The following is a 22,468-nucleotide window of genomic DNA, read 5'->3' on the forward strand; positions in this document are numbered from 1 at the left end:
CGACCGTCGCGCCCTGCCGCGCCGTCGCCGCGGCTCGTAGGAAGGAGGGCATGAACGACACGAACCCCACCCCCGTGGCCCTGGTGACCGGCGCGAGCAGCGGTATCGGCCGCGCGATCGCCACCCGGCTCGCCCACGACGGCCACCACGTGATCGCCACCGCCCGGCGGGCCGACCGGCTCGCCGACCTCGCCGCGCAGACGCCCGGTATCGAGCCGCACCCGGTCGACGTCGTGGACCGCGACGCCCTCGTCGCGCTCGTCGACGACGTCGTCGCCCGGCACGGGCGGATCGACGTCGCCGTCGCCAACGCCGGGGTGATGCCGCTGTCGCGCCTCGACGCCGGCCTGGTGCGGGAGTGGGACCGCATGGTCGACGTGAACGTCCGGGGGCTCCTCCACACGATCCACGCCGTCCTGGGGCACTTCACCTCCGCGGACCGGGGCCACTTCGTGACGACGGCCTCGGTCGGCGCGCACGAGGTGGACGCGACGGCGGCGGTCTACGCCGGGACCAAGCACGCGGCGTGGGCGATCACCGAGGGCCTGCGGCTGGAGTCGTCGCCGGGCATCCGGGTCACCACGGTGTCCCCCGGTGTCGTGACCTCCGAGCTCGCCGACAGCATCACCGACCCGACCGCCCGCGACGCCATGGCCGTCTACCGCAGGCACGCGATCGCACCGGAGGCCGTCGCCGACGCCGTCGCCTACGCGGTCGGCACCTCCCCCGAGGTCGACGTCAACGAGATCCTCGTCCGGCCGGTCCGGCAGCGCTGAGCGCCGGGCCGGTCAGAGCCCGGTGACGTCGACGACGAAGCGGAACCGCACGTCCCCGCGGGCGAGCCGGTCCAGCGCCTCGGTGAACTGGTCCGGGCCGACCACCTCGACGTCGGCGACGATGCCGTGCTCGGCGGAGAAGTCGAGCATCTCGCGGGTGACCGGCACCCCGCCCGACCCGGTGCCGGCGATCCGCTTCTCCCCCACCACGAGGCTCAGCGGGTCGACCGTGAGCGGCTCCGGCGGGATGCCGACCAGCACGTAGGTGCCGTCGACGGTCAGCGTCCGCAGGTAGGGGTCCAGGTCGAGGGCGACGCCGGTGGTGTCCAGCAGCAGGTCGACGGTGCGGAACGCGGCCGCCATCGCATCGGGGTCGCGGGTGAGCACGACGTCGTCGGCGCCGAGGGCCAGGGCGGCGTCGCGCTTTCCGGCACTGGTCGTGAAGGCGACGACCCGCGCGCCGAGGGCGGTGGCGTACTTCACCGCCAGGTGGCCGAGCCCGCCGATGCCGACGACCCCGACCGTCGTCCCGGGGCCGGCGCCGAAGCGGCGCAGCGGCGCGAACGTGGTGACCCCCGCGCACAGCAGCGGCGCGGCGGCGGCCGGGTCGAGCCCGTCGGGCAGGGCGTGAACGAAGTGCCGGTCGACGACGATGTGCGAGGAGAACCCGCCGCGGGTGGTGCCGCCGAGGTGCGGGTCGGGACCGCCGTAGGTGAGCGTCGGGAACTCCGCGCAGTCGTTCTCCCGGCCCGCGCGGCAGGCGGGACACCGTCCGCAGGACCCGACGATGTTGCCGACGGCGACCCGGTCCCCCGGCGCGAGGTCGGTCACCGCCGTCCCGACGGCCTCGACGACTCCGGTCATCTCGTGTCCCGCCACCAGCGGGAACGCCGACGGGTCGGCGCCCCGCAGGGCGTGCAGGTCGGTGGCGCAGACGCCACAGTGGGTCACCCGCACCACGACGTCGCCGGGCAGCGGGTCGCGCCGCTCGAAGGTCCAGCGCTCCGGGGCACTCCCGGGGCGGTGCACGGCGATTCCGGTGGTCTCGATCATGACGACGCCTTTCGTGACAAACCAGTTGGTTACGAACGACGCTACGACCCCGCCGGCTGGATCGCAACTGAACGGTTGGTTATGGTGGCGACGTGCCCCGGGACGGATCCGCCACCCGCCGCCGTCTGCTCGACGCCGCGGCCGCCGAGTTCTCCACCCACGGCATCGCGGGGGCGCGGGTGGACCGGATCGCGACCGCCGCCGGGGCGAACAAGGCCCAGATCTACGCCTGGTTCTCCTCCAAGGACGGGCTGTTCGACGCGGTGTTCGCCGAGCACCTCGCGCTGATCCTGGAGATGGTCCCGTTCGAGCCCCGCGACCTGCCGGGGTACGTCGCCCGCCTCTACGACGCCTACGTCCGGCGCCCGGAGGTCGTGCGGCTGGCGATCTGGGCACGCCTGGAACGCACCCCCACCGGTGACCTGATGACGGTGGTCGCCGACGACGTCGAGGCCAAGATCGACGCGGTGCGCGCGGCCCAGGCCGACGGCCTGGTCGACCCCGATCTCGACGCGCGGGACGTCTCCCCCCTGGTCATCGGCCTGTCGCTGGCCTGGTCCCCCGCCTCCCCGACGATCACCGCCGACCCGGCCGACGCCGCCGCGGTGCACGAGCGCCGCAGGGCGGCCCTGTCGGCGGCGGCCCGCCGCGCCTTCCGACCCGGCTCCTGAGGAAGCTCCCGCCCGGGCCGCGACCGAGCGCGGGTGTGCAGCCCGGCGACCCGTGTGCCACATTACGGAGGCGTGACCGTGCCGTCCCGTGGTGCGGTTCCGACCGTTCCCGCACAGGCCCGGGTCGCGTGTCGCTGTCCCCGGCGGCTCGTTCCGACGCGTGAGCCGTGCGGTCGTGAGGACCGCTCGTCCCGTGTCCCGAGGGTCGACCGGAGAGCACGCATGACGACGCCCCCACCCACCGTCCCGTCCACCCGCGGTACCCGTCCGACGACGGCGGGCGGGTTCGGCGAGCTGGCCGCCCTGGTGTCCGGGGCGGGTCTGCTGCAGCAGGCCCGCCGGGCCTACCTGCTCCTGTTCGCGGCGAACGGGGTCCTGCTCGCCGGCGGCCTCACCGTGTTCGTGTGGCTCGGCCCGTCCTGGTGGCAGCTGCTGCTCGCAGTGTTCTTCGCGGTCGTGACCACGCAGCTGGCCTTCATCGGCCACGACGCGGGCCACCGTCAGATCTTCGCCGGCCGGCGCGTCAACGACGTCGTCGGCTACCTGCACGGCGGGCTGGTCGGGCTGAGCTACGGCACCTGGGTCACCCAGCACACCGCCCACCACGCCCACCCCAACCACGCCGACGACGACCCGGACATCGACATCCCGGTGCTCGCCTTCAGCCCCGAGCAGGCCGCCGCCGCTCGCGGACCGGTCCGGTGGATGATCGGCCACCAGGCGTACCTGTTCCTGCCGCTGCTGTTCCTGGAGGGGTGGAGCCTGCACGTCACCGCCGTCCGGAGCGTGCTGCGCCGCGAGGTCCCGCGCCCGTGGCTGGAGGGGGCGCTGCTCGTCGCCCATGCCGTCGGCTACCTCGGTGCGGTGTTCTGGGTGCTCGACCCGCTGCAGGCGGTCGTCTTCGTCGTCGTCCACCAGGGGCTGTGGGGCGTGTACATGGGGCTGGCGTTCGCGCCGAACCACAAGGGCATGCCCGTCATCCCGGCGGGGCAGCGGCTGGACCACCTGCACAAGCAGGTGCTGACCTCGCGCAACGTGCTCGGCGGCCGGGTGCTCGACCTCGCGATGGGCGGCCTGAACTACCAGGTCGAGCACCACCTGTTCCCGCGGATGCCGCGCCCGCACCTGCGTCGCGCCCAACCGGTGGTGCAGGCGTTCTGCACCGCCCACGGCCTGCCCTACACCCGGACCGGGCCCCTGCGTTCCTACGCCGAGGTCCTGCGTCACCTGCACGCGGTCGGCGCCCCGCTACGCCGCCCCACCGGGCCACCGGCCCCCTGACCCGTCCCCGGGTCCGCTCGGGGCGACCCCCGAAGGAGCACCACCACCATGGACGACCGGCAGCCCGCACCCGACACCGACGACACCGACCCGGACGACCTCTGCCCGGTCTGCCCGCACCGCTGGGCGGACCACGACGCCATCGACCGGAGGTTCTGCTCGGCGAAGATCGCGGGCGGGTCCTCGCAGGGGTGCGTCTGCGCCAAGAGCTGACGGCCCGCCGGATCCACGTCGTCGCGCTGCTCGCGCGCAGCGGGGTGGGCCGCCCCCGGCCGGACGCGCGGTGATCCGCTCGGCGCGTGTGTCCGGACGTGCGCGCCGGGCGGATCAGCGCGCGCCGGGCGGACCAGCGCGCGCCGGGTGGATCACCGCGTGTCAGGCGGACCAGCGCGCGCCGAGCGGATCACCGCGCGCCGGGGCGCCGCCCGGGGTCAGCCCGCCGCCGCGGTCAGGACCGCGTCGGCGGTGTCGAACGCCCTCCGGCAGGCCGTCGCGACGTCGAGGGCACGGTGCTCGTCGGAGAGGATCTCCACGCCCCACGGTCCCCGCCACCCGGCCCGGCGCAGCGACGCGATCGCACCGGTGAGGTCGAAGTCGCCGTCGCCGCAGTACCGCCGGCGGTGCACGGTGTCCTCGAACAGCGTGCCGACCACCGTGCGGTCGGCGTCGTTCAGCTCGACCCCGATGATCCGCTCGACCGGCACGGCGGCGAGGTCGGCGACCGGTGTCCCGCCGCGCTCGGTGTGCCAGACGTCGATGATCACCCCGGCGTTGTCGTGGCCGGCCGCCTCGACCAGCCGGAGACCGTCGGCCAGCGTCGCGATGTTCGACCAGGGGAAGAACTCGATGCCCAGCCGGACACCGCTGTCCGCGGCCCGGGCCGCGAGGTCACCGAACCGCGCCGCCCACCGCGCCGGGTCCCAGGGTGCGCCCGTCCCGTCCGGGGTGACCTTGATGTGGCGGGCTCCCAGCGCCGGCGCGGCGGCCAGCAGCAGGTCGCGGACCGCGTCCGCGGTCTCCCGCTGCGGCCCGTCGTCGGACCACCAGGCCGGGACGTCCTCCAGCTCGACGTGGGTGATGCCGTTCTCCTCGAACAGCGCGCGGACCCCGTCGAACCCGCCGTGGGCGCGCATCGCCGCCGGCAGGTCGGCCGACAGCAGGCCGAACCCGCGGAACCGCGCCGCGGCGGCCGCCTCGACCCGGGTCCGCAGGGGCACCGGGCTGCGCAGGTCCGCCCGGTCGGACGCGGCGTCGCCCGCCGAGGTCCAGCACGTCGCCATCAGGGGTTCGCCGAACACGGGCCCACCTTCCCCGGTACCCGTGCCGGCGCGCGGGCGTGCGCCGGAGGACGACCGTGCCCCAGGCAACGCGCCGTCGGACCCGATGTCCAGCCCCCGTCCCGCTCCGCGTCGTCCGCCGCCCGGCACGCCGGGCCGGGCGGCGGGCTCACGGCGTCGCCAGGAGCAGCTGCTGCCCCAGCACCCGCAGGTCGTCCGTGCCGTGGGGCAGCGCCGCGACCGGCCGCAGACCGGCGGCGGCGAGCTCGGCCCACCACTGCCGCTCGGTCAGGAAGATCCGGTCGGTGCCGGCGCGCAGGTCCCCGCTGCCGGCGGCGGCCGCGCCCGGACGCGCGGACATGAGGAACTGCATCGACACCAGCGCCGGGAGGTGCTCGCGGGTCGACTCGACCAGGGCGAGCACCCCGCCGGGGGCCAGCACCCCGCGGACGGCGGCGAGCGTCGCGCGGACGTCGACGGCGTTGTGCAGGACGTTCGCCGCGACGACGAGGTCGTGGCGGCCGTCGTGGGCGGCCAGGTCGGTGGTGACGTCGAGCAGCGCGGTCCGCACCCCGGGGAACCGGGTCGCGGCCAGGTCGAGGAAGAACCGGGAGACGTCGGTGAACAGGTAGTCGACCGGCGTCTCCCCCAGGCCGTCGAGGACGGCGCGGGTGCTGCCGCCGACGCCGCCGCCCAGCTCCAGGACGCGCAGCGGCTCCGCCCGGGTCCGTGCGGTGCTCGCGGCGAGGTGGGCCAGCGCTCCGTTGAGGTAGGTGTTGATCGTGTTGTCCTGGTAGCTCGCCAGGGCGGTGGCGATCTCGCCGTCGGGGAACAGCAGCGCCTGCAGCGGCACCTCGTCGCGCAGCAGCTCGGGCAGGTGGGCCATGGCGGCGGCGAAGAACTCGACCATCGCGGGCGGGTAGCCCAGGTCGGTGCAGGCCGCGTGCAGCGCGCCGTCCGGCTGCGGTCCGGGGTCGCCGTGCGCGGCGAGCTCGGCCCGCCACCGCCGCACCAGCCACGCGTGCCGCGGGGCGACCTCCGGGTCACCCGCGTCGAGCACCGAGGCCATGGCACGCAGCGCGACGGCGTCGAGCCGGGCGACCGCGTCGGCGGGGCCCGCGTCGCCGGCCGGTGCGCCGCCGGGCAGCGCGGCCCGGCCCGCGGCGTCGGCCGCGGCGATGTCGTCCGACCCGACGACGGGCAGCAGGGCCGTCGCGTCGGTACCGGTGAGACGCCGCGCGAGCGGCCCGACCCGGCTCCGCACGAACGCGGGGAACGGCTCGTGGGCCCGGCCCGGGCCGGCCAGCCCGGCGGCGGGTCGGGCGGCCGCGGCGGCGGGCCGGGCGACCGCCAGCAGCTCGGGGTCGTCCGGGTCGAGCAGGACGGCGGCGTCGTGACCGGCGAGGTCGGTGCGCAGCCGGGCCGCGGTGACCGCGTGCGGGCCGGGACGCAGCAGCGCGTTGGGGATGCCGCGGATCACGACCGGCTCCGTCCCGGCCAGCGGGTCGCCGGTCCAGTCCAGGACCTCCGGGACCGGATCGGGGCCCGCGTCGACGTGCAGGACGGCGTCGAACCGGTGGCGCGACAGCTCGGTGTCGTCGGTGAGGGTCTTGGCGTGCACGGCGACGGCGATCCGGCGCCCGCCCGCGAGGGCCGCGGTGGCGAGGGCGGCCGGGTCGACCAGCAGCTCGCGGTCCGCCGCGGCGCGGTCGGCGACGGTGCGCGCCAGGGTGTCGTCGTCGAGGTCGGGCTCGGTGGCGGTGACGGTCTCCCGCCAGTGCCGCAGGTGCAGGCCCGCGTGCCGCACGTCGCCGACGACGACCGTCCCCCCGGCCGCGACGACCGCGGTCGCGGTGCGGAGCACCTCGGTCAGGTAGGCGAGGTCGGGGAAGCACTGCGTCACCGAGTTGATCACCACGCAGTCCGGTGCCCGCCCGCCGAGCGCCTCCCGCACGGCGGCCGAGCGGGCCTCGTGCGCGGCGGCCCGCACGACCCTCACCCCGGGCGCGGCGGTGGCGCGGTGCCGGTCGACGACGTCGCCCGCGATGTCGGTGCCGACGTAGGCGTCGACGTGCGGGGCGATCCGCTCCAGCAGCATCCCCGTGCCGCAGCCCAGCTCCAGCACCCGGCGCGGGCGCGCGGCGAGCACGAGCTCGGCCGTGCGGTCGGCCCACTCCCCCATGTGCGCGGCGGGCAGCGGCGCGCCGGTCCCCGAGGCCCGCCAGCCGGCCAGCGGCGACGGGTCGGAGTAGGTCCAGTCGTAGACCTCGGTCCAGTGCTCGCGGTGCTCGACGACGAGGGCGCCGTCCGGCGGGACGAGCGCGTCCGGGTCGACGACGACCCGGGTCAGGTCCTCGCCCCGGGTGATGCGCGCGATCCAGGGGTGGGTCGGGTCGGCGGTGGGTTCGGTGCGCACCGGGCGGTTCCTCTCGGTCCTGTGGCGGGGTCGGGGTGGGTGGGGGTGAGGTCGACGACGTGGTCGGCGCGCTCGGCGAGCGCGCGGTCGTGGGTGGTGGCGAGCACGGCGAGGCCGTCGGCGCGGGCGGCGTCGAGCAGGTCCAGGACGGCGGCCGTGGTCGCCGCGTCCAGTGCGGAGGTGGGCTCGTCGGCGAGCAGTACCGCGGGGCGCACGGCCAGCGCCCGGGCCAGCGCGACCCGTTGCCGCTGCCCGCCCGACAGTGCCGCGGGCCGCCGTCCGGCGACCTCGGGCGGCAGGCCGAGGTCGCCCAGCAGCCGGACCGCCTCGGCGCGGGCGCCGGCGGCGGACAGGCCGTGGAGCCGGCGCAGCGGGCGGGCGACGGCGGCCCCCGCGGTGCGGGCCGGGTTGAGCTCGTGGACGGGGTGCTGCCCGACCAGCGCGACGACGCCCGGGGTGCGGCCGCGTACCGGCCACGGTGTGGCGGCACCGGCCAGTGCGAGGGTGCCCCCGGTGACCGGCCGCACCCCGGCCAGTGCCCGGAGCAGGGTGGTCTTGCCGCAGCCGGACGGCCCGGTGACCACGGTCAGCCCGCCGGGCCGCACGGGCACGTCCACGTCCGCGGCGGCGCCGGGGACGGCCGTGGTGACGTGCCGCGCGTCGAGGACCGGCGCCGCGGTGGGAGACGGCGGTGTTCCGGCCCCGGACGGCGGCGGACCGGCCGGGGACGACGGCGGCGCGGGGGCGCCCACCCGCACGACCCGGTCGGCGACCGTGGCGACGGCCGGGTCGTGGGTGACGACGAGGGTGACGCCGCCGCGGGCGCGCAGCAGCGCGACGACGACGGCGGTCGCGGCGGGGTCGAGGCCCGCGGTGGGCTCGTCGAGCACGAGCAGGGCGGGGTCGCCGGCCAGCGCCCTGGCGAGCGCGACCCGGCGGGCCTGGCCCCCGGAGAGCCGGTCGGGCCGCAGCCCCCCGACGGCCGCCGGGTCGAGGCCGACCGCACGCAGCGCCGCGTCCGGGTCGGGGACGGGCAGCTGGGCCCGGGCGTCGCGCAGCGGGTGCAGCGCCGGGTCCTGCCCCAGCAGCCCGAGTGTGCGTCGTCGCCAGGCGCGCCTCCGGGGCAGCGCAACGCCGTCCCAGCCGACACCGCCCGAGACGGCGCGCAGTCCCCCCGGCAGGGTGCCCAGGACCGCGTGCAGCAGCGTGGTCTTGCCGCTCCCCGACGAGCCGACGACGGCGACGACCTCCCCGGGGTGCGCGTCGAGGTCGGGGCCGTCGAGGACGACGCGCCCGTCGGGGTCGAGGACGCGCAGCCCGCGCACGGTGAGCCCGGGGCCGGGCGGCACCGGGCCGCCGGGGACCCGCGTCGTACCGGCGTGTGCGGGCACGAGCCGCAGCGACACCACGGCCAGCACCGTCGCGACGGCACCGAGCGCGACGGCCGGGGCGAGCACCGCGGCCGGGTTCACCGTCAGCCCGGGCAGGTTCTCCCGCAGCATCACCGCCCAGTCCGGGGCCGGCGGCGGCGGGCCGAACCCGAGCACCGAGGTGGCCGCGGCCAGCTGCAGCGCGAGCACGGCGCGGCCGGCGAGGTCGGCGGCCACCAGGGGTGCGTGCGCGGGCAGCACCTCGCGGACCAGCACCGCGACCGGGCGTTCGCCGTGGACGAGTGCGGCCTCGACGTGGCCCGCGGTGCGGGCCCGGGCGGTGGCGTCGGCGACGACCCGGACGGTGAGCGGCGCGCCGCCGACGACGGTGCCGACGACCACCGCGGCCGGCCCGGGCAGCGTCACCGCGGCGACCAGGACGAGCAGCAGCAGCGGCACCGCGACCAGCAGGTCGCTCAGCGCGGTGACGGCGCGCGCGCGGCGCCCGCCGGTCCACCCCACCCACAGCCCTCCCGCGGTGCCGATCGCCGTGGCGAGCAGGGCGGCGGCCACCGCCGTCGTGACCGGTCCGGTGCCGCCGTCGAGCACCCGGGCGAGCACGTCGCGGCCCAGGACGTCGGCGCCCCACGGCAGGCCGGGCCGCGGCGGGGACCACGGCGCGGCGACGACCCGCAGCGGGTCGCCACCGGCGAGCGGACCCGCGACGGGCAGCGCGACCAGCAGGCCGAGCAGCAACCCTCCGGGCAGGAGCACGGCGCGCCTCACGGGCGGCCCACCGCGGCGGCGACGAGGTCGGCGACCAGCATCCCCGCGACCACCACGGACGCGGCGAGCAGCGCCACCGCCGAGACCACCGGCAGGTCACGGGTGGCGACGGCGCCCACGAGCAGCTCCCCGAGCCCGGCGACCCCGAACAGCGTCTCGACGACGGTGCTGCCCGCGACCAGCGAGCCCGCGGTCACCGCGAGCACGCGCAGGGCGGGGGCCGCGACGAAGGGGCCCGCGTAGCGCAGGGCCACGACCGGCGCGGGGACCCCGCGCAGCACGGCGTCGCGCACGAACGGCCGGGCTGCGACGTCCTCGACGACCCCGCGCAGCTGGCCCGCGGCGAACGCGCCCGACGGCAGCGCGAGCGCGAGGACGGGCAGGACGAGCAGGTCGGGCCGGGCCCATGCGGGCTCACCGGGCGGCAGCAGCGACACCGGCGGGACCCAGCCCAGGACGCCGGACAGCAGCGTCGCGAGCCCGACCGCGACCACGACCGGGGGCACCGCGGAGCCGACCGCGGCGACGGCGGCGCCGCGCCGGCGGGCGAGCAGCGCGGCGAGCGGCACGGCCACGACCAGGGCCGCGACCACCAGCACGGCGGTGGTCCCGGCCCGTCCGGCGACGAGGTCGGCGACCGGACGGCCGCTGACCAGCGACCGTCCGGGGTCCCCGGTGAGCAGGCCGGCGCCCCAGGTCAGGAACCGGGCGGGCCACGGCCGGTCCAGGCCCGCCGCGGCGCGCAGCTCCGCGAGCGCGGCCGGGTCGACCCGGCCGCCCGCCCGGACCGTCACGGCGTCGGCGGGCAGGACCGCGGTGGCGGCGGAGACCACCACCGCGGACCCGGCGAGCAGCCCGGCGGCCCGAAGGACGGCGCGGGCCGCCGCACGGGTCACCGCCCGCCTGCGGTCCGGCGCCCGGCCGGGTCGGACGTCGGTCATCGGTCGCGGTGCACCCGGTCGAGGAAACCGGCGCCGAACCCGATCGCCGGGGACACCCCGGTCACCCCGGGCGCGGCGAGGTCGAGCCGGTCACCGACGCCCCACACGAGGTAGCCGCCCTCGTCGCGCAGGCGGGTCTGCAGGGCACCGAGCCCGGCGCGGCGCCGCTCGGTGTCCGGCTCGGCCAGCGCGGTGGCGAGCTGGGCGTTCCACGACGGGTCCGCCCAGGCGGTCTCGTTGGTCGGCGAGCCGGGGGTCAGCGCCACCCGCACGACGTCGAGGAAGGGGATGCCGCCGAGGAAGCTGACGTAGAACGGCTCGGCGCCGTAGACGGTGCTGAAGTAGGTGTCCGGCGGGCCGACCTCGATGCGTGCCCGCACCCCGATCTCGGCGAGCTGCTGGGACAGCAGGGTCGCCGCGGTGTCCATGCCCGGGTAGGCGGTGGTGGTGTGCAGCGTGACGTCGACGCCGCCGACCAGCCCGGCCTGCGCCATCAGCGCGCGGGCGCGGGGCACGTCGCGCTCGATCTGCGGGAGGTCGCGCGGGCTGCTCGGGTCGGTGGGGGTGATCAGGTCGTTGCCCAGCTGGCCCTTGCCGCCGAACACGGCGTCGAGCAGCTGGCGCCGGTCGACGCCGAGCCGGATCGCCTCGCGGACCCGGGGGTCGGAGAAGGGCGCGGTGTCGGTGCGCATGACCAGCGGGTACATCGTCGCGCCGGGCTTGCGGACGACCGTCAGCCCGGCGGCGGCCCCCTGGTCGGCGGCCGTGGGCGGGACGCTGCCGGCGAGGTCGGCCTCTCCGGACAGCACGGCCTGGGCGCGGGCCTGCGGGTCGGCCAGCGCCCGGACCTCGATCACCCGGCTCGGCGGGCGCGGCCCCCACCAGGCGTCGTTGCGTTCGAACACGGTGGTCTGGGCGTCGGAGCGGACCGGCCGGAACGGTCCGGAGCCCGGGACGAGGCCGGAGGTGAAGTCGGTGCTGCCCTCGGGCACCACGAAGGTGGCGCCCATCAACGCGGTCCCGACCTCGGCGTAGGGCGCGCGGGTGACCAGCGTGAGGGTGGTGTCGTCGGTGGCGCGCGACGCGGCGAGGTCGAACATCGCCGTCCGGCCGAAGTTCTCCGCCGACTTCGACGCCATCCGCCGCAGCGAGAACAGCGCGTCCGCGGCCCGGACCTTCGCGCCGGTCGTGAACACGGCGTCGTCGCGCAGGCGGACGGTCCAGCGGGTCAGGGTGGGGTCCGGGGTCCACGACGTCGCCAGCCGGGGCTGCGGGGAGCCGTCGTCGCCGGGGACGGTGAGCACGTCGTAGGTCAGTGCCATCCGCACGATGTCGCTCTCGGCGGGCAGCATCCCGTGCGGGTCGTCCACGGCCGCCCCGCCGGAGCCGGGTGCCACGTAGCGGATCGTGTCCGCCGGACCGGCGGGGGTGGGTGCCGGGGCCGCGCAGCCGGCGAGGACGGCGCAGGCCAGCAGGCCCGCGGTGAGCAGTCGTCTCATGCGATCCGTTCCAGGAGTGCGAGCAGCGCCGCGTCGATCGCGGCGCCGACGTCGGGGAGGGCGGGCCGGTGCAGCACGCCGTAGTGGTGGGCGTCGACGCCGACGGTGTGCAGCGGGCCGGCGAGGTGCGCCGACCAGCCGAGGTCGGGCCCGGCGGCGGGTGGGGTGTCGTCGACGCCCATGCCGATGCCGGAGTTGCGGGGCGCCCGCCGGTCGGCGCGGACCAGGACGGTCGCGGTGCCGGTGGCGTCGAGTCGCTGCGCCCGGTGGGCGGCCAGCGCCCGCAGGTGCCGGGCCGTCACCGCGAGCCGCCCGACGACGGCCGCGTCCGGTTCGGCCCGGCCCAGCAGGCCGTGGTCGCGCAGCCGGTCCGCGACGGCCGCGACGAGGTCGGGCGGGGCGCCGGGGCCGGTGAGGCCGTCGGCGTCGAGGTCCGCCCCGAGGAAGGCCTCCAGCGCCCGCAGGTGCCGGACGGCGACGGCGCGGTCGAGCTCGGCCCCGGTGCCGGGGACCGGCCGGATGTGCGCCGGGTCGTTGGAGTCGACCATGACCAGGAGCGGGACGGACTCCCCCGCCGCCGTCAGCTGGACGGCCATCTCCTGGGCGAGCGTGCCGCCCATCGACCAGCCGCCCAGCAGCCACGGCCCGCGCCGTCCGGCGGCGCGCAGCGCGGCCAGGTGGGCGGCCGCGAGGGCGGGCACCGTCTCCGGCGCGTCGGCGTGCGGCGCCGGGAGCGACAGGTGCGGGTCGGCGACGGCGAGCACGTCGAACCGGCGGTCGATCATCCGGGACAGCTCGACGTAGCAGAGCACGTCCCCGCCGGAGGGGTGGACGAGCACGAGCGCGGGCCGGTCCGGGTCGTCCCCGCCGCGCAGCGGGATCACCGCGTCCGCCACGTCCGCACGCACCGTCGCCGGAGCCACCGGAGCCTGGGAAGGGGCCGGGGCCGCCGGGTCGGGGTCGGCGGCCGGTCCCCAGGCCGCCGGGTCGGTGGCCAGCAGGCGTACCCGCTCGGCGTGCCGGGCGGTGACGGCGTCCAGCTCGTCGTCGGGCAGGACGCCCTCGGGGCCGTCCCACTGCAGCCGCAGCTCGCCCGCGACCTCGACGACCTGGTGGTCCAGCCACACCTGCGGGGTGGAGGACAGCGCGGCGACCTGCTCGCCGATCCACTCCAGGGACCGGTCGTCGTCGAGGCCGAGCGCGCTGGTGAACACCACGGGCACCCGGTGCACCGCGCCGGTGCGGGCGGAGCGTTCGGCCAGCACGTCGAGCGCGGAGGCCGCGCGGTGGTCGAGCTCGTCGAACAGCCGGGCCTGGGTGGCGGCGGCGCGCTCGGCGAACACCGGGTGCGGGGTCTCCGGCGTGCTGTGCAGGACCAGCGAGGTGAAGTCCCCGACGACGCCCGCGGTGCCCGGCGGGCGGTCGAAGAGCGTGAGGAGCACGCCGAACCCGCCCGCACCCGCCCACTCGGCGAGCACGTCGGTGAACGCGGTGAGCAGCACCGCGGTCGGGGTGACGCGGTGGCGGGCGGCCTGCGCGCGCAGCGCCGCATGGTCCGCCGGGGCGATCCGGTGGACCCGGCGGCGGAACCGCGGCGGCCGTCCGCCCGGTGACGCCGGTGTCCGGACCGGGAGCGCGGGCGGGCCGGGGACCGGCCGTCCACGCCACCAGTCCGCGGCGGCACGGCCCTCCGGCCCGGCGGTGCGCGCGGCCAGCGCGGCGGTGCACGCCGCCGGGTGGGTACCCGGCGGCGGGGGCAGCGACGGCGGCGCCTGCGGGTCGGCGGCGTCGGCGTAGGCGGCCCGCCACTCGTCCTCCACGATCCACCAGGACGCGGCGTCGCACACCAGCACGTCGACGCCGATCAGGACCCGTACCCGGCCCGCGGGGAGCAGGGCCGCCTGGATCGTCACCAGGGGCCAGCGGTCCGGCGGGCCGGGCCGGGTCGAGATCCGCTCGCGCAGCGACGCGAGCCGCGACTCCCGCCGCTCGGGGTCGGCGCCGGTGAGGTCGTGCACGCGGATCCGGTAGTGCGGGACGTCGTCGAGGACGCGGAAGCGGCCGTCGGCGGTGGCGACCGCGCGCAGCATGGGGTGCCGGGCGACGACGACGTTCCAGGCGGCCTCCAGCCGGGGCAGGTCGAGCCCGTCCGCGTCGTACTCCAGGTAGAAGTAGCAGGGCACGCCGCCGTCGTCGTAGCCGCCGTCGCGGCCGACCCGGTAGGCGTGCTGGACCCGGGTCATCGGGAACGTCCCGTCGGCGGCGACACCGTCCGGCTCCGCCGCGACCGGGCCGGGGGCCGCGGGGGCGGCCGCTCCCCCGGTCAGCAGGGCCGCCAGCCCGGCGACGGTGGGGGCGGCGAGCAGGTCGCGCAGGGCGAGCGCGACGCCGTGGCGGTCGTGCAGGGCCGCGAGCATCCGCGTCGCGAGCAGCGAGTGCCCGCCGAGGGCGAAGAAGTCGTCCTGTGGGTCGGTGACCGGGGTGCCGAACAGCTCGCCCCACAGGGCCGCGACCTCCCCCTCGACCCCGTCGAGGGCGGGGCCCGTGGGTGCGGACGCGGCCCGGGGCCGACCGGCCGCGGCGATCCGGGGAGCCAGGGGCGAGGCGGTCACCGCCAGCTCGTCGACGGCGGGCAGGGCGACTACCCGGTCGAGCGCGTCGCCGCCGGTGGTCGCGTCGAGCGCGGCCGACGCGGTCGCGCCCGTCCCGACGCTCCAGCCGTCCCAGTGCACGGCCTGCCATCCCGGCCCGGCGACGGCGGCCAGCGCGGCGTTGGCCGCGGCGTAGGCCCCGGTGCCGACGCCGCCGAGCAGCGTCGCGACCGAGGACATCAGCAGCACGCGGGACGGGCGCCGGTCGGCGGGCAGCGCCGTGACCGCCCGGTGCAGGGCCAGTGCCCCGCCGAGCTTGGCGTCGAGGTGGGCGCGGACCCGGCCGGCGTCGAGCTCGCGGAGCGGGTCCAGCTCGGCACCGGCGAGCACCCCGGCCGCGTGGACGACGACCGACAGCGGCCCGTCGCCGGCCAGCTCGGTGAGCAGGGCCGTCGTCGCGGCGGGGTCGGTGGCGTCGACGGCGCGGCTGCCGTCCCGCCCGGTGCGGGAGGTGACGACCACGCGGTGCCCGGCCGCGGCGAGGCGGCGGGCGACGACCTGCCCGACCGCGCCCGCGCCGCCGAGGACGACCGCCGTCCCCGGTGCGGGGGCGGCCGTGGGGTCCGGTTCGGCGTCCCAGCCGCGCAGGGCGAGCCGCCAGCGGGTGCCGCCGCGCCAGGCGGTCACCGCACCGGTGCCACCGGCGGCCAGGGCGGCGGCCTCGGCCAGGACGAGCCCGGCCTCCCGGTCGGTCCCGGACCCCGGTCCGGTGTCGGGGTCGGGCTGCGCGCCGAGGTCGGTGGTGGCCCAGACCAGGCCGGGCCGTTCCTGCCCGAGCACCCGCGGCAGCGCGCGCAGTGCGGCCGCGGCGGGGTCGGCCGGGCCGTCGGCGGCGATCCGGGCGCCGCCGCGGGTCACCAGCAGCAGCCGCGGCGCGTCGTCGTCGGACAGGTCGGCGGCGCGGGCCCCGAACCCGGCCACGGCCGTCGCGGGATCGGCGCCCGGGTCCGGGCCGACGACGATGACGTCCGGGCCGGGGATGAGCCGCTCCCGCAGGGTGTCGGCGAGCGGGCCGTCCCCGAGCACGGTCCATCCGCCGTCCGGCCGGCCGGTCACCGGGGCGACCGGCTCCCAGGTGAGGATCTGCAGCGGTTCGTCGGGGGCGGTGCCGGTGGCCGGCTCGGGCGGGTCGATCCAGTGCCGGGACCGGGTGAAGGCGTAGCCGGGCAACACGACGCGGTGGCGTCCGGACCCGGCCGGGGCGCCCGGGTCGACCGGGACGCCGTGTGCCCACAGCCGTCCCAGCGCGGCGCGGGCCGCGGCGGTGTCGTCCGGCCCGGTGTCGCCCGGCCCGGCGTCGAGCAGCGGCACGGTCGCGACGACCCCCGCCGCCCCGGCGGCGAGCCGGGACAGCGCGGTGCCCGGCCCCACCTCGACGACGACGGCGGGCCCCTCCCCGACGGCGGCCGCCAGGGCGTCGGCGAACCGCACCGGGCGGCGCAGCTGCTCGGCCCAGTGCCGTGCGGTGCCCAGCTCGGCACCCGCGAGCCGGCCGGTGACGGTGCTCGCGACCGGGATCCGCGGCGCGGTGCCGGCCAGTCCGGCGAGCGCGGCCTCCAGTCCGGCCTGCTCGGCGTCCATCGCCCGGGAGTGCATGGCGGCGGCCACGGCGAGCGGGGCGTGGGCGACGCCGTCGGCGGCGAGGTCGGCGGCGAACGCGGCCACGTCCGCGGCGGGGCCGGACACCACGCACGCCGACGGGCCGTTGACCACGGCGAGGTCCAGTGCACGGGGCAGCCGGGCCACGAGCGCGTCCTCGGACAGGCCGACCGCGAGCATCGCTCCGCCGCCCGCGGCGCGGGACGCGGCGAGGCAGCGGGCCGCGACGAGCCGGGCGGCGTCGGGCAGCGCGAGCGCGCCGCCGACGGTGGCGGCGACGCACTCGCCGAGGCTGTGCCCGACCAGCGCGTCCGGGTGGGCACCCCAGCTCTGCAGCAGCCGGGCCGCACCGACCGACACCGCGAACAGCGCGGGCAGCCCGAACGCGGGGTCGGCGACCCGGTCGGCGGGCCCGTCCGGGTCCAGCGCGTCGGTGACGTCGGCACCCAGGTGCGGGGCGAGCAGCACGGCGACCTCGTCGAACGCGGCGGCGAAGACCGGTTCGTCGCGGTGCAGCCCGGCCGCCATCCCCGGCCGGGGGCTGCCGGCGCCGGGGAGGGCGAACACCAGGCGGGGGGTGCCGGCGTGGACCGGTGCGGCCGCGGCCAGCGCGGCGGGCCCGACGGCGGTGACCCGGTGGGGCAGCGCGAGCCGCCCGCGGGCGAGGGTGTGCGCGGCGTCGGCGGCCCCCACCCCGGACGTGCCCGGGGTCAGGACGGCGGCCACCCGCGCGGCGGTCGCCCGGGCGGCCTCGGCGGTTGCGGCGGACACGCACAGCAGCTGCGGCCGGGAGTCGTCGGCGGCCGAGGCCCGCTGCGGGGCCGGACCGAGGACGACGTGGGCGTTGGTGCCGCCGATGCCGAACGAGCTGACACCGGCGTGCACGGGTCCGGTCCACGGCGCGGAGACCGCGGGGAGCCGGAACCGGGATCCGTCCAGGCGCAGCGCCGGGTTCGCCGGTTCCGCGTGCAGCGTGGCGGGGACCCTCCGGTGCGCCACCGCCAGCACGGCCTTGATCAGCGACGCGACGCCCGCCGCGGAGTTGGTGTGGCCGATGTTGCCCTTCACCGAGCCGAGCGCGCACGGCTCACCGGCGTCGCCGAGCACCCGGCGCAGCGCGGTGACCTCGACCGGGTCGCCGAGCGGTGTCGCGGTGCCGTGCGCCTCGACCAGTCCGATGTCGGCGGGGCCGAGCCCGGCGACGGCGAGCGCCTCGGCGACGACCCGGGCCTGGCCGCGTACCGACGGGGCGGTGAACCCGGCCTTGTCGGCGCCGTCGTTGTTGACCGCGGTGCCGTGCACGACGGCGTGGACCACGTCGCCGGAGGCGAGCGCGTCGGACAGCCTGCGCAGCACCACGACGCCGACGCCCTGGGTGTAGACGATCCCGCTGCCCGCGGCGCCGAAGGGCCGCACGTGCCCGTCGGCGGAGAAGATCCCGCCGGGCACGTGCACGTAGCCGCGGCCCTGCGGCACGATCAGCGACACCCCACCGGCGAGCGCGGTGTCGGACTCCCCGCTCAGCAGCGACTGCACGGCCAGGTGCACCGCGACCAGCGAGGTCGAGCAGCTCGTCGACACCGCCACGGCCGGCCCGGACAGTCCGAGCCGGAAGGCCGTCTGCAACGGCAGGTAGTCCGGCTGGGTCGCCATGGCGGTGGCGAGGCTCCCGAGCGGGTCCGGGCCCGCGCCGGTGGGGTCCCACCGGTCGGCGAGGTTGGAGGCCAGGTAGCTCGACTGCATCGACCCGGCGAACACCCCGACCGCTCCGGCGTCCCGGGCGCCGCCGTGCCCGGCGTGGTCCAGGGCGTGCCAGGCGGTCTGGAGGAACAGGCGCTGCTGGGGGTCGAGCAGGTCGGCCTCGGCACCGGTCAGCCCGAACGGGGCCGGGTCGAAGCGGTCCTGGTCGGTGAGGATCCCGGCGACGGGGACGTAGCCGGGCCGCTCGCGCAGGGCGCGCGGCACCCCGCCCGGGTCGACCCGGGTGAGGCCCTCGCGGCCGTCGACGAGCAGCTGCCAGAAGGCGTCGAGGTCGTCGGCCCCGGAGAACCGGCACGCCATGCCGACGACGGCGACGGGCTCGTGCGTGTCGCTCATCCGGCCACCGCCACGGCGCGGGCGCGGGCGGCGCGGCGTCCGGCGGCGCGGCCGCCGCCGGGCTCCGGGGCCGGTGGGTCCGGCACCGGTGGGGCTGCGCCGGCCCCGGTCGGCGCCGTCGGGGTCGGGGTCGCGGTGAGGTGCCGGGCGAGGTCGCGGACGGTGGGGTGGGCGAACAGGTCGACGACGGTGAGCTGCGGGTCCAGCTCGACCAGCCTCCGGTGGGCCAGGACCAGGGTCAGCGAGGACGCACCGAGCTGGAAGAACGGGGTGCCCACCTCGACCGGTCCGCCGAGCAGGTCGCTGAACACCCGCGCGACGGTCCGCTCGACGAGCGGGTCCGGGGCTCCCGTGGCCGCGGGCGGGGAGGCCGGTGCGGGAGGCGCGGCCGGGGTCGCCGGCGTCGGGGTCGGGGTCGCCGGGGTCGGGGCGGTGGACAGGGCCGGGGCCGTCACCACGAGCTCGACGAGCCCCTCGGCGGGTGTCCGTTCGGCGACGGTCGCGCCGTGGGTGTGGAGCTCGGCGCGCAGCCACTGGACCCACGGCGCGGCGACGGCGAGCGCGTCGACGGGACCGATGCCGTCGCACCCGACGGTCAGCCGCAGCTCGATGCCCTGCGGCGGGATCACGGGCCATCCGGGGGCCGCGTGCGCCCGACCGCCCGCCGCGGTGACCACGGCCGGTTCCGCCCCGGTCGACGCGACCGCGGGCGCGGGGGCCGGCACCCCGGTGACGGGGGTGGCGGGGGTGGCCGCCGCGGCCGGGGGCACCGGAGCGGCCGGGGGCACCGGGGCGGCCGGCCCGGACCGGGCCGCGAACGGGTTCGGCAGGGCCCCGTGGTCGACCTTGCCGTTGGCGGTGATCGGCAGCTCCGCCAGCACGACGAAGCGGTTGGGCACCATGTACGGCGGCAGCGCCGCGCGCAGCGCGGCGGCCAGCTCGCCGTCGCCGGGCGGGGTCGCCGGGTCCGCGGGCACCACGAACGCGACGAGCCGGGGCCGGTCGTCCGGGCCGCGGACCGCCTGGGCGACGGCGTGGCGGACCGCGGGCAGCCGGTCCAGGGTCGCCTCCAGCTCCCCCAGCTCGATCCGGTGACCGCGGATCTTCACCTGCCGGTCGGTGCGGCCGAGGAACTCGATGGTGCCGTCCGGGCGCCACCGTCCGAGGTCACCGGTCCGGTAGACGCGGGTGCCGGTGGTCGGGTGCACGGCGAAGCGGGCCGCGGTCTGGTCGGGGTCGCCGACGTAGCCCTCGGCGAGCCCGTCGCCGCCGATGAACAGCTCCCCGGGCCGGCCCACCGGGCAGGGCCTGCCGTCGTCGGGGTCGAGGACGTGGAAGCTCTGGCCGCCCAGTGCGCGGCCGTAGGGGATGCTCGGCCAGGCCGGGTCGACCTCGTCGACCGGGTAGGAGATCGACCAGATCGACGCCTCGGTGGCGCCGCCGAGACCGACCACCCGTGCCTGCGGGGCGAGTGCGCGCAGCCGGTCGGGCAGGGTCACCGGGATCCAGTCGGCGGACAGGAAGACCTGGCGCAGCGACGCCAGCGCGCGCCGCGTCGCGTCGGGCTCGATCTCGGCGTACTCGACGAGCATCTCCAGCAGCGCGGGCGCGGTGTTCCACACGGTCACGCGGTGGGCCGCCATGAGGTCCAGCCAGTGGCCGGGGTCCCGCTGCCGGTCGGCGTCGGGCAGCACGACCCCGCCGCCGGCGCCGAGCACCGAGAACACGTCGTAGACCGACAGGTCGAAGCTGTACGCCGACAGCGCGAGCACCCGGTCGTCCGCGCGCAGCGGGTAGCGGGCCTCGAGGTCGTCGAGGGTGGTGCGGGCCGCGCGGTGGGCGATCCCGACGCCCTTCGGGGTGCCGGTCGACCCGGAGGTGAAGATCGCGTAGGCGAGGTCGCCCGGGTCGGGACGGCGCGGGGTTGCGGCGTCGCCGTCGAGGACCCCGTCGGCGTCGAGGACGTGGGTGCGCACCCCGTCGGGCCATGCGGTGGTGTCCCCCGGCGCGACGAGTGCGTGCCGCAGGCCGGAGCGGGCGCAGACCGAGGCGATCCGTGCGGCGGGCCACGACGGCTCGACCGGGACGTAGCCCGCGCCGCTCGCGAGGACCCCGAGCAGGGCGGTGACCTGCGCGGTCCCCTTGTCCACACAGACCGCGACCAGCTCGCCCGGCCCGGCACCGAGGCCGGCGAGCGCGGCGCCGGTGCGGTCCGCGCGGGCGGCGAGCACGTCGGCGGCGACGCAGCCGCGGGCGTCGAGCAGCGCCGGGCGGCCCGGCCGGACCGCGGCGCGCCAGGGGTCGTCGAGGAGCGGGCCGTACGCGGTGAACGGGTTCGGTCCGACCGGCCCGGCCGCGGCCGTCGACGGGTCGTGCCCCAGGGTGGGGTCGGTCCAGGCGCCGGGCTCGTCGGCGAGCCGGCGCAGCAGCGTGCGGTGGGCGTCGCGCAGCCCGGGCACGAACCCGGCGGGCAGGGTGTCCGCCCGCAGGTCCCAGTGCACCCGGAGCACGCCGCCCGCGTCGTGGACGATGTGGTCGAGCAGCACCTGCGGGGTCTGGGAGATCCCGAAGACCTCCTCCCCCAGCCAGTCCGTGGCCGCCGGGCCGTCCCCGGTGAGCCCCAGTCCGCTGGTGAACACCACCGGGTGCGCGGGGGCGGGCAGCCCGGTGCGCGGGTCGCGCGGCCCGGCGGTGCCCGCGGTGACCTCGACCCCGGGCACCGAGCGGTGCTCCAGGTCGGCCCAGAACCGCCGGTTGACGCGCTCGGCGAACCCGGCGAAGCCGTCCCAGGCGCGCAGGTCCGGCGGCTCGACGGCGACCAGCACGGTGCTGGTGAAGTCGCCGACCACCCGGTCCAGGCCCGGGGTGTCGTCACCGGCGGCGACGTCGTCGCGGTCGAACAGGGTGGTGTTGAGGGCGAAGGGCTCCTCGGCGCCGAAGCGGTGGAGCACGAACGCGAACGCGGCGAGCAGCGCGCCGGTCGGGCTGAGCCCGTGCCGGGCCGCGGCGGCGCGCAGCCGGCTCCACGCGTCGGTGTCGAGGACGGCGGTGTGCCGGGTCATCCGGGGTGCCGGGTCGCCGGGCGGGTCGGTCCACGGCAGCCCCGTCCACGGCAGGGCGGGTCCGGCGGGCAGCGGTGCGCGGTCCGCCCAGTAGGCGCGGTCGCGGTCGCGGCGCGCCCGCTCGGCGGGATCGGTTGTCGTCCGCGCGGTGAGGGCCGCGAAGGTCGTCGGCAGCGGCGGAAGCGCGACGTCCGGGTCGGCGACGACCTCGCCCCACTCCCGCATCAGCACCATCCAGCTCGTGAGGTCGAGCGCGAGCACGTCGATGCCGATGTGCAGGCGGGTGCGCCCGTCCGGGAGCAGCGCGGCCCGCAGGTCGTGCAGCGGCCACGTCCCCGGCTCGCGCACCTGGTGCGAGCACTCCTCGCGCAGCGCGCCCAGCCGGGCGTCGGGGTCGGGGTCGGTGCGCAGGTCGGCCGTGGCGATCCGCGTCGCGGGGACCTCGGGGAGCACGCGCTGGCGGCCGTCGTCGCCGACGACCATCCGCAGCATCGGGTGCCGGCGCACGAGGACGTCCCAGGCGGCCGCGAGGCGGTCGAGGTCGGCGTACGGGTCGCCGTCGGGAACCCGGTCGAACTCCTGGTACCAGAACGTCGCGACCCCGCCGAGCGGGAACGCCGGGTCCCGGCCGACCAGGTAGGCGCTCTGCACGGCGGTCAGCGGGAACGGGGTGCCGTCCGGCGGCGACGCCGGTGCGGCGGTCCCGGCGGTCGGCGGGTCCGCCGCGGGAGCGGGCTCGCCGGCGGCCGTCCCGACCACCGTGCGTGCGGTCGCGCCACCGAGGAAGTCCGGCAGCGGCAGGCTGAGCCCGGTCTCCTCGCGCAGCCGCCGGCGCAGCCGTACGGCGGTGAAGGAGTCGAGGCCCAGCTCGGTCAGCGGCACGTCCGGTGGGAGCTGGTCGGGCCGGTCCAGCACCTCCGCGAGGCAGGCGAGGACGTCGTCGAGCCGGACCGTCATGCGGTTGTCCCTTCCGGGTACGGGAGTTCGGG

The 22,468-nt window shown here is 78.1% G+C and carries 12 protein-coding genes; 4 read left to right on the forward strand and 8 right to left on the reverse strand.

The window, feature by feature from the left end:
- Window positions 1–50 precede the first annotated feature (50 nt).
- Window positions 51–776 carry an SDR family oxidoreductase gene (locus KPL60_RS10785; RefSeq protein ID WP_226365718.1) on the forward strand — a complete coding sequence of 242 codons (726 nt, stop codon included), beginning with the start codon at window positions 51–53 and terminating at the stop codon, window positions 774–776.
- A 12-nt stretch (window positions 777–788) separates the two neighbouring features.
- Here KPL60_RS10785 and KPL60_RS10790 read toward each other — a convergent pair whose 3' ends face one another.
- A complete protein-coding gene (locus KPL60_RS10790; RefSeq protein WP_226365719.1) occupies window positions 789–1,829 on the reverse strand; it encodes an NAD(P)-dependent alcohol dehydrogenase in 1,041 nt (346 codons plus the stop codon).
- Window positions 1,830–1,921: 92 nt separating this feature from the next.
- Between KPL60_RS10790 and KPL60_RS10795 the strand changes: the two genes are divergently transcribed.
- The 3 genes from KPL60_RS10795 to KPL60_RS10805 all read left to right on the forward strand — a co-directional run bounded on the left by KPL60_RS10795 (window position 1,922) and on the right by KPL60_RS10805 (window position 3,994).
- A complete protein-coding gene (locus tag KPL60_RS10795) occupies window positions 1,922–2,500 on the forward strand; it encodes a TetR family transcriptional regulator (protein ID WP_226365720.1) in 579 nt (192 codons plus the stop codon).
- Between the two features lie 222 nt (window positions 2,501–2,722).
- Window positions 2,723–3,781, forward strand: a complete 1,059-nt coding sequence (locus KPL60_RS10800; protein ID WP_226365721.1) for an acyl-CoA desaturase — start codon at window positions 2,723–2,725, stop codon at window positions 3,779–3,781.
- 48 nt (window positions 3,782–3,829) lie between these two features.
- Window positions 3,830–3,994, forward strand: a complete 165-nt coding sequence (locus tag KPL60_RS10805; RefSeq protein WP_226356134.1) for an RGCVC family protein — start codon at window positions 3,830–3,832, stop codon at window positions 3,992–3,994.
- A 218-nt stretch (window positions 3,995–4,212) separates the two neighbouring features.
- Here KPL60_RS10805 and KPL60_RS10810 read toward each other — a convergent pair whose 3' ends face one another.
- The 7 genes from KPL60_RS10810 to KPL60_RS10840 all read right to left on the reverse strand — a co-directional run bounded on the left by KPL60_RS10810 (window position 4,213) and on the right by KPL60_RS10840 (window position 22,436).
- The gene (locus KPL60_RS10810) at window positions 4,213–5,079 is read right to left on the reverse strand and encodes a sugar phosphate isomerase/epimerase (protein ID WP_226365722.1); all 867 of its coding nucleotides are present in this window, start codon (window positions 5,077–5,079) and stop codon (window positions 4,213–4,215) included.
- Window positions 5,080–5,227: 148 nt separating this feature from the next.
- On the reverse strand, window positions 5,228–7,474 hold the full coding sequence (locus KPL60_RS10815; RefSeq protein ID WP_226365723.1) for a class I SAM-dependent methyltransferase: 2,247 nt from the start codon (window positions 7,472–7,474) through the stop codon (window positions 5,228–5,230).
- Entirely contained in the window at window positions 7,405–9,618 is a 2,214-nt protein-coding gene (locus tag KPL60_RS10820) for an ATP-binding cassette domain-containing protein (RefSeq protein ID WP_226365724.1), read from the reverse strand. The genes KPL60_RS10815 and KPL60_RS10820 overlap by 70 nt, the downstream gene beginning before the upstream one ends.
- 8 nt (window positions 9,619–9,626) lie before the next feature.
- The gene (locus tag KPL60_RS10825; protein ID WP_226356131.1) at window positions 9,627–10,571 is read right to left on the reverse strand and encodes an ABC transporter permease subunit; all 945 of its coding nucleotides are present in this window, start codon (window positions 10,569–10,571) and stop codon (window positions 9,627–9,629) included.
- On the reverse strand, window positions 10,568–12,070 hold the full coding sequence (locus tag KPL60_RS10830) for an ABC transporter substrate-binding protein (protein ID WP_226365725.1): 1,503 nt from the start codon (window positions 12,068–12,070) through the stop codon (window positions 10,568–10,570). Before KPL60_RS10830 ends, KPL60_RS10825 begins: the two co-directional genes overlap by 4 nt.
- Window positions 12,067–18,417: a type I polyketide synthase gene (locus tag KPL60_RS10835; RefSeq protein WP_226365726.1), complete on the reverse strand. Its 6,351-nt coding sequence runs from the start codon at window positions 18,415–18,417 to the stop codon at window positions 12,067–12,069. The genes KPL60_RS10830 and KPL60_RS10835 overlap by 4 nt, the downstream gene beginning before the upstream one ends.
- On the reverse strand, window positions 18,414–22,436 hold the full coding sequence (locus tag KPL60_RS10840; protein ID WP_226365727.1) for a non-ribosomal peptide synthetase: 4,023 nt from the start codon (window positions 22,434–22,436) through the stop codon (window positions 18,414–18,416). The genes KPL60_RS10835 and KPL60_RS10840 overlap by 4 nt, the downstream gene beginning before the upstream one ends.
- Window positions 22,437–22,468 lie beyond the last annotated feature (32 nt).

The organism is Pseudonocardia sp. ICBG162 (assembly GCF_020496225.1).
Taxonomy (GTDB): Bacteria; Actinomycetota; Actinomycetes; order Mycobacteriales; family Pseudonocardiaceae; genus Pseudonocardia; species Pseudonocardia alni.